Origin of the sequence: Kitasatospora sp. NPDC057512 (genome assembly GCF_042802135.1) — a bacterium.
In the GTDB taxonomy this organism is placed as follows: domain Bacteria; phylum Actinomycetota; class Actinomycetes; order Streptomycetales; family Streptomycetaceae; genus Kitasatospora.
In genome coordinates this window covers 1-2,040 of record NZ_JBHVET010001081.1, presented here as the reverse complement: position 1 = coordinate 2,040, position 2,040 = coordinate 1, and the positions used below count along the sequence as shown (strand labels likewise).

Here is a 2,040-nt window from a genome sequence, read left to right as displayed (position 1 = left end):
CCCGAACCCCGCTTCCGCGTCCGAAAGGTGGCCCGGCCCATGGACCAGCACCCGACCACACCCGGCCAGGGGCTGACCCGCCCGCCGCACCTGCGCCCCGGCGACCAGGTCGCCGTCGTCGCCCCCAGCGGTCCCGTCGACGCCGAACGCCTCACCGCCGGGTGCGCGATCCTCCGCTCCTGGGGGCTCCGCGTGACCGTCGCCCCGCACGTCCTCGACACCCACCCCACCCTCGGCTACCTGGCCGGCACCGACGCCGACCGCGCCGCCGACCTCCAGACCGCCTGGCTCGACCCCACCGTCGACGCCGTCATCTGCGCCCGCGGCGGGTACGGCGTGCACCGCATCGTCGACCTGCTCGACTGGACCGCGATGCGCGCCGCCGGCCCCAAGCCCTTCATCGGCTTCAGCGACGTCAGCTCCCTGCACGAGGCCTTCGCCCGGCGACTCGGCCTCGCCACCCTGTACGGACCACTGGCCGCCGGGTCCTCCTTCGTCTCCGACGGCCCGACCGCCGAGCACCTGCGCCGCACCCTCTTCGACCCCGCCGCCGTCACCGTCCTCACCTCGCCCACCGCCGCCCCGCTCGTCCCCGGCCGCGCCCGCGGCGTCACGGCCGGCGGCTGCCTCCACGTCCTCACCGCCGAGCGCGGCACGTCCGCCGCCCGTCCCTCGTACCAGGGCGCCCTCCTGCTGCTCGAAGACGTGAACGAGCACCCTTACCAGCTCGACCGGCTGCTGACCCAGCTCCTGCGCTCCGGAGCCCTCGACGGCGTGGCCGGCCTGGCCCTCGGCTCCTGGGAGGGCTGCGGACGGCCCCAGCGGGTCCGGGACGTGATGCTCGACCGGCTCGGCGGGCTCGGCGTCCCCGTGCTCTGGGAACTGGGCTTCGGCCACTGCCCCTCCACCCTCACCGTCCCGCTCGGCGTGCCCGCCCTGCTCGACGCCGACGCCGGCACCCTCACCCTGGACCTGCCCGCCCTCGCCGACCGCTGAGCGAAGCCGACCGCTGAGCAAAGAGGTGCACTGAGTAGGAGGCGCGTGCTGAGTAAGGTGCGGCCATGAACGAGGACCGCCTCACCGCCCTTGCCCTCGGCTTCCTCCGCGGCCCGGGCAGCAACGCCCGTACGATCCTCGGACTTGCCGGCCCGCCCGGCGCCGGCAAGTCCACCCTGGCCCGCCACCTGGTCGCCGAGGTCGAGCGAGCCGAAGGCCCCGGCACCGCCGCCTACGTCCCGCTCGACGGCTTCCACCTCTCCGGCGCCCAACTCGACCGCCTCGGCCTGACCCACCGCAAGGGCGCCCCGGCGACCTTCGACGCCCACGGTTACGTCGCCCTGCTGCGCCGCATCGCCGGCGACCGGTTCCAGGACATCTACGTCCCGGATTTCGACCGCACCCTGGACGAGCCGGTCGCCGCCCGCCACGTGGTCCGCCCGCGGACCCGGCTCGTCATCACCGAGGGCAACTACCTCGCCTCCGCCGAAACCCCCTGGCCCGACGCCCGCCGCCTGCTGCACGAGCTCTGGTACGTCCACGCCGACGACGACGTCCGCGAGGAGCGCCTGCTCCGGAGGCACCGCGACGGCGGCCGTGACGAGGCCACCGCCCGCCACTGGGTCACCGGCAACGACCACCCCAACGGCGAGTACGTGAAGCCGGGCCGGGCGCTCTGCACCCGCACCGTCCCCGGGACGGGTTTGCCTCCGGCGCCGGACAGGGGTAGTGTTTCCTAGTCGCTCGGCAGGGAGCACCGGACACGCGTCTGCGCGGACGGTCCCGGAGCGGCCAATCCTCTGAAACACCACTTTCCGGTTCGTGCCGGTCGTCTGTGCTTTTCGGCGCTGTGACCTGGTGCTTATTCGGCGTGCTCGTTTTATTGGGTTGCGGTCGGATTCGCTTTTCGGAGCGGGGATCGGCTAGAGTTTGAAACGTCGGACAGGGTGTCAAACCCCGGAAGACACCGGCGAGTTGGATGAACGAAGCCCCGGAAACGGAGCGGAAAACATCTGATAAGCTGGAAATACGAAAGAACGAAGC

General features: G+C 72.6%; 2 protein-coding genes. Both read left to right on the top strand.

Going from position 1 to position 2,040, the window contains the following annotated elements:
* Nucleotides 1–39: 39 nt before the first annotated feature.
* Complete coding sequence (locus ACFU6K_RS37815; protein ID WP_380671014.1) at nt 40–996, top strand: LD-carboxypeptidase; 957 nt, start codon at nt 40–42, stop codon at nt 994–996.
* Between the two features lie 65 nt (nt 997–1,061).
* Nucleotides 1,062–1,736 (top strand): nucleoside/nucleotide kinase family protein, encoded by a 675-nt coding sequence (locus ACFU6K_RS37810; RefSeq protein ID WP_380671012.1) that lies wholly within the window; start codon nt 1,062–1,064, stop codon nt 1,734–1,736.
* Nucleotides 1,737–2,040 lie beyond the last annotated feature (304 nt).